Annotated in this window: 7 protein-coding genes and 1 pseudogene; 3 read left to right on the plus strand and 5 right to left on the minus strand. The window is 30.0% G+C overall.

Features of this window, described 5'->3' with window-relative positions:
- Window positions 1-69 precede the first annotated feature (69 nt).
- The 3 genes from ACH2BC_RS00415 (at window position 70) to ACH2BC_RS00425 (ending at window position 3,505) form a co-directional block, all read left to right on the plus strand.
- Entirely contained in the window at window positions 70-2,103 is a 2,034-nt protein-coding gene (locus ACH2BC_RS00415; protein ID WP_395051945.1) for a M13 family metallopeptidase, read from the plus strand.
- Between the two features lie 236 nt (window positions 2,104-2,339).
- Window positions 2,340-2,723: a hypothetical protein gene (locus ACH2BC_RS00420; protein WP_395051946.1), complete on the plus strand. Its 384-nt coding sequence runs from the start codon at window positions 2,340-2,342 to the stop codon at window positions 2,721-2,723.
- A 119-nt stretch (window positions 2,724-2,842) separates the two neighbouring features.
- Window positions 2,843-3,505, plus strand: a complete 663-nt coding sequence (locus ACH2BC_RS00425) for a matrixin family metalloprotease (protein ID WP_395051947.1) — start codon at window positions 2,843-2,845, stop codon at window positions 3,503-3,505.
- Window positions 3,506-3,507: 2 nt separating this feature from the next.
- Here ACH2BC_RS00425 and ACH2BC_RS00430 read toward each other — a convergent pair whose 3' ends face one another.
- The 5 genes and pseudogenes from ACH2BC_RS00430 to ACH2BC_RS00450 all read right to left on the minus strand — a co-directional run.
- The gene (locus ACH2BC_RS00430) at window positions 3,508-3,630 is read right to left on the minus strand and encodes a hypothetical protein (RefSeq protein ID WP_395051948.1); all 123 of its coding nucleotides are present in this window, start codon (window positions 3,628-3,630) and stop codon (window positions 3,508-3,510) included.
- A 9-nt stretch (window positions 3,631-3,639) separates the two neighbouring features.
- Entirely contained in the window at window positions 3,640-3,783 is a 144-nt protein-coding gene (locus ACH2BC_RS00435) for a hypothetical protein (RefSeq protein ID WP_395051949.1), read from the minus strand.
- A gap of 123 nt (window positions 3,784-3,906) precedes the next feature.
- Window positions 3,907-4,656 carry an Asp/Glu racemase gene (locus ACH2BC_RS00440; RefSeq protein ID WP_395051950.1) on the minus strand — a complete coding sequence of 250 codons (750 nt, stop codon included), beginning with the start codon at window positions 4,654-4,656 and terminating at the stop codon, window positions 3,907-3,909.
- A gap of 157 nt (window positions 4,657-4,813) precedes the next feature.
- Entirely contained in the window at window positions 4,814-5,722 is a 909-nt protein-coding gene (locus tag ACH2BC_RS00445) for a fumarylacetoacetate hydrolase family protein (RefSeq protein ID WP_395051951.1), read from the minus strand.
- 87 nt (window positions 5,723-5,809) lie between these two features.
- Window positions 5,810-6,000, minus strand: a pseudogene (locus tag ACH2BC_RS00450) (NADPH dehydrogenase); the annotation flags it as partial.

Raw genomic sequence — 6,000 nt, forward strand, 5'->3', positions numbered from 1 at the left:
ACAAATTTCATTAAATTTGGTAACAATTTTTATCAATCAAATACTAATTATCAATAAACTAACCATTATATGAAAATAATTCAAAAAATCACTATTCTTTCTCTTGTAACATTAAGCATTGCAAGTTGTAACAAAAAAGAAACTCCATTTGTAGATCCATTATTAACTAATAGAGATACAACTATAAATCCGTCAGATAATTTTTTTAAATATGCCAATGGCGGTTGGATTAAAAATCATCCAATTCCATCTTCTGAAAAAGGAAACGGAATTTTTAGAACCATTCAAGATACAATCAACAATCAAATAAAATCAATCTGCGAAAAATCGGCGAAAGCAGATGCAGAAAAAGGTTCTAACAAACAAAAAATTGGAGATTTTTATGCTTCAGGAATGGATTCTATAACAATAAACAAAAACGGAATTACTCCTTTAAAATCAGAGCTTGCAACCATCGATGCCATTAAAGATGTACCAAGTTTATTAAAAACTATTGGACATTTACATTCAATAGGTTCTGGCGCAGCATTTGGATTGTATGTTGGTCAAGATGATAAAATTTCTTCTAAAAATGCAATTATTTTATATCAAGGTGGTTTAGGTTTGGGCAATCGTGATTATTATTTTAATACTGACGCTGAGACAACTACAATTAGAAAAGAATATGTTTTGCATGTTCAAAAAATGATGGAATTGGTAGGACAAAAATCTGATGTTGCTACTAAAAACGCTTCTTCTATTATGAAACTGGAAACAGAATTAGCAAAATCATCTAGAAAACTAGAAGCACTTCGTGATCCATTGGCTAATTATAATAAAATGAGTATAAGTCAATTAAACTCGCTTACGCCAAATATTAACTGGAATGAAACCATTAAAGATTTTGGAATTTCTAAAGCCGATTCTGTAATTGTAGGTCAGCCAGAATTTTACAAAGCAATGAACGGAATGTTAAAATCATATACTATAGAAGATTGGAAAACATATTTAAAATGGGATTTAGTAAATACGTACGCAGCTTATTTAACAACCGATTTAGAAAATCAAAATTTTAAATTTTATTCTACGGTTATGAATGGTGTAAAAGTTCAAAAACCAAGATGGAAACGAATTGTAGAACAAACAGATGGTTCGCTTGGCGAATTAATTGGTCAAGTTTATGTAGATGAATATTTGCCAAAAGGTTCTAAAGAAAAGCTATTAGAAATTGGAAATAACATTCGCGATGTTTATGCAGAAAGAATTAAAAAACTTGATTGGATGGGCGAAGAAACCAAAGTTAAAGCATTAAATAAGCTGAGTAAAATTGTAATGAAAGTAGGTTATCCAGACAAATGGAAGGATTTAAGCAGCATTACAATTGATAAAAATTCGTATTGTAAAAACGTTATGGAAGCCAACAAATGGAGTTATAATGAAATGACAAAAAAATACGGAAAACCAGTTGATAGAACCGAATGGGGAATGTATCCTCAAACTTACAATGCCTATTATAACCCAAGTAATAACGAAATTTGCGTTCCTGCTTGTAACATTTTAGTTCCAGGTTATGAAGGTAGAATGCCAGATGATGCCATACTTTATGGAATAATTGGAGGATCAACATTTGGTCACGAAATTACGCATGGTTTTGACGATCAAGGAAGTCAATACGACGATAAAGGAAACCTAAACAATTGGTGGACAGCAGAAGATTTGAAGAAATTTAAGCAAAAAACTCAATTAATTGTGGCGCAATACAGTAAGTTTAAAGTTGGCGATAAAAATGTAAATGGCGATGCAACTCAAGGCGAAAACATTGCCGATTTAGGTGGAGTGGTAATGGGTTACGAAGCATTTAAAAAAACCAAACAGTTTAAAAACAATGAAAAAATCAGCGGATTAACACCTAACGAACGTTACTTTTTATCTTACGGTTACGCTTGGATGGTCAATAATACTAAAGAAGCTTTGGCGCAACAAGTAATGACCGATGTGCATTCGCCAGCCGAATTTAGAATAAATGGTCCATTGGCAAACGTTCCAGAATTTTATAAAACATTTAATATAAAACCAGGAACACCAATGCATCAGCCAGATAGTTTGAGAGTTCAAATATGGTAATATTTTAATTATTTGTAGCAAATGGCTTGGGCATTTTAGCATTCCATATTCCAGCTTTACATTCCAATCTTTTTTCAATTGCTTTGGGTTTTAACCCAAAGCAATTAAAAAAAGGATTTCCATTTCAATCTGGGCTATTTTTAGTTTTCATAGTATTAAATTCATTTTAATTAGAAAAATATTTATAATTGAGTTATCAAACATTTTAAAAAAAGAAACACTAAAATTTAAATATCATGAAAGTACAACTCTTTTTATTCATAACATTATTAAGTATTATGCTTAGTTGTAGTAAGAATGAAACAGAAGTTTCAATTCCAACAACTACTAATGGAAATTATATCGGAATTTTTGAACGAAATGGTATAACTTCAAATGTTCAGTTAAATTTAATTAATGGCGCATTTGATGGACAAAGTACTGTTCAGAAATTTCCAGCAATTTGTAGCGGAACCTATATTATTGCTGGCAATACAATGACTTTTGAGAACGGTTGCGCATGGATTGCCGAATTTGATTGGACTTTAATATTAAGTGGAGAATGGAACTATACTATGAATGGAACTACTTTAACTTTAACAAAGTCGAATGGTGATAAATATACTCTAACGCAACAGTAATAGTAATATAATTTGAGTATAATCGCCTACTAATAAAGTTGAATTATAGCATTTGAAAGTAAAAAAATAAAATCTAACTTTTTTGAATTACTTAAATGTATAAATTAAAAAATACTCAAATGAAAATACTATTAAAAAACAGAATTAAGTTTATAATAGTATTTTTAATAGTTATAATTGCATCTTGCAACCAAAATAATTCTACAAATTTAAAAGAAAAAACAGTTGCAATTCTTCCATATAAAGGAATTTCGCAATTAGAAATAGATACAATTTCTAAAACACTACAAAGTTTTTATAAAATAAAAACAATACAACTTCCATTTCAAGAAATTTCTAAAAAAGCATTTGTAAACATAAAATCACCTAGATTTAGAGCAGATAGTATAATTAAATTGCAGCAAAAATTAAAACCAAGTTCTGTAAATTACATTTTAGGATTAACCAATAAAGATATTTCGGTTACAAAAAAAGACAAACAAGGAAACATAAAAAAACCAACCTATAAATACAATGATTTTGGTGTAATGGGTTTGGCATATTGTCCAGGAAAAAGTGCAATTGTATCAACTTTTAGATTAAAAAGTTCCAACAAAAAATTGCAACTGGAACGATTTAAAAAAGTGGTAATTCATGAATTTGGTCATAATTTAGGTTTGCCACATTGCGATAATAAACATTGTGTAATGACAAGCGCAGCCGAAAAAATTACAACAATAGATTCTGAAAAAATGGAATTATGTGAAAAATGTAAAACTAAAATTAATTATGAAGAAAAGTAAATTTATCTACTGCATTGACCCAAGGCATAATAAATTACTACAAATATTAAAACTGTAGTAAAACAACCTCCACCTAGTTTTTTTGCTCCGTAACCTGCAATTAGTGCTTTAAAAAATCCGTTCATACAATTTATTTATAAGTTTGATTCAATTATATAAAAATCTTCAACATCAAAAACAGTATCTTCAATAATTTCCATATCATTGTTAATCATTAAGATATTGTTTAAATAAGTTTCTAAAACTTCAAGATTTGTTGTTGTAAATAGGAGTCCCATTTTTATATAATTTGATACTACAAAAATGATACTTATTGGTATTAAAATGTTATATTTTTTTTTCAAATAGTTACATAATTCCTAGTAACAACCTGACTATTGATAAGTTATAGTTTTATAAAATTAATAGTTTCCGTTTAATAACGCGCCACCAATTGAAGATTTTGCTTCAATATTTAATTTTTTCATCATTTCATAAGTCGTACAAACCGCTGCAGATGTTACTGGAATTCCACATTCAGCTTGAATTAAATCAATTGCTTCAAGTGAAGGCATTTGTACACAAGCCGAAACTACTAAAACATCTACATCAGTTAAATCTAATTGTTTATAAATATCCAATAAATTCATAGGATTTTGAGCTGCAACTTCCAAATTATCTGGAATTTCTAATGCAATACTTTCTTTTACTTTGATGCCTTGATGTTCAATATAATCTACAACCATATCAGTTAATGGTCGCATATATGGTGTAATTATAGAAATTTGTTTTGCGCCCAAAACGTTCAAACCATTAATTAACGCACCTGCCGAAGTTACAATTGGAGTAGGAAAGTCGTTGGCAATAGTTTCTTGATGTAAATTTACTTCCGATACGCAATGATAACCTCTGCCCATACTCATAATGGCAACCAAACAAGCGTAACCCATAACGTCAACATGCGCATCAGATAATTCTTGTGCACATTTCAAACTCATGGCATCCATGGCTTCGAGTTCTTCTTTGGTCACTTTTTTCATTCGCATTCTACTGGAATGAAACGTAAATCGTTCTGGCAAAATGGTTTCTCTTGCTCTAAAAATGGCTGGAATTTCGGTTTCCATCGTTATGTTACTTGATGGAACTATTTGTCCTATTTTGTATTTTTTCATTTATGCTGAATTTATTTCAGTATCTACTATTATTTATTTAAACACCAAGACACAAAGGTTTTCTCAAAGTATGCAAAGATTAATTTTATATATGACACAAAGTTAAATCTAAATAATTAATTGTGTATTTAAATTAATTTAAAATCTGAACACTTTTTTATATCTCTTTAACCGTATTAACAATTGTTCCAATTCCTTCCACAGTTGCTTCAATAACATCACCATCATACAGCCATTCTTGAGGATTTCTTCCTGCGCCAACGCCAGAAGGTGTTCCTGTTGCAATAATATCTCCAGATTCAATTGTAAAAACAGTACTTAAATCTTCAATCAAATCATTAATGTTAAAAAGTAGAAATTTGGTGTTTGAGTTTTGTTTTTCAACACCGTTAACTTTTAAGGATAAATTCAAATTATGCGGATTTTCGATTTCGTCTTTGGTAACTAAAATTGGTCCCATCGGTGCAAACGTATCTTGCCCTTTAGAAACTATCCATTGTCCTTCTCGACGGCAATCACGAGCAGAAATATCATTAATAATTGTATATCCAAAAACATAATCCATCGCATCTGCTTTGGGAACGTATTTTCCTTTTTTACCAATAACTACTGCCAATTCAACTTCCCAATCTAGTTGTTCAGTTAGTTTGGTGTTTTTAATAATTTCGGTATTTGTTGCTGTAACAGTTGTTGGTGGTTTAGAAAATACAATTGGTTTTTGAGGTAATTTTCCTGTTGTGTCTAATGTTCTTGCACTTTCGGCAACGTGTTCTGTATAGTTCAAACCAATACCGATAATGTTTTTTCGAGGTTTTTCAATTGGTGCAAGAATAGTTACTTCACTCATTTCATAAGCAACTTCGTCAAAGAATTCTTTGGAAGTTTCTGAAATTAATTCGGTTATTTCTGAAATTATTTCAAATCCCAAATCAATTAATTCCAACATATCATTTGGTAATGGAAAATTGGATATTTCGCCAAAATCTTCCATATCGATAACTTGATTGTTGTAGATAAATCCTAATCTTGGTTCTGTTTCTGATGTTTTGTATGTTAGTAGTTTCATTTTATGCTGAATTTATTTCAGTATCTTTTATATTGACAATAAGATACATTTTTATAGTAAAAATTTTGATTCTTGATATTGCAATTGTTATTGCAATTGATACCCATTATTTTCTTCTAATTCTTTTGATTGATACAATCCCAACTTTTCCATAACTGGTAAATCATTGAATGAAAACAAACAAGCGTCTTCGGTTTCCGATGAATTGTGATGTTCATGCCAAGCCCAAGATGGAACGCAGAAAATATCACGTTCTTTCCAGTCAAATCGTTCTCCAT

It is taken from the genome of Flavobacterium sp. (assembly GCF_043760115.1).
Classification (GTDB): Bacteria; Bacteroidota; Bacteroidia; order Flavobacteriales; family Flavobacteriaceae; genus Flavobacterium.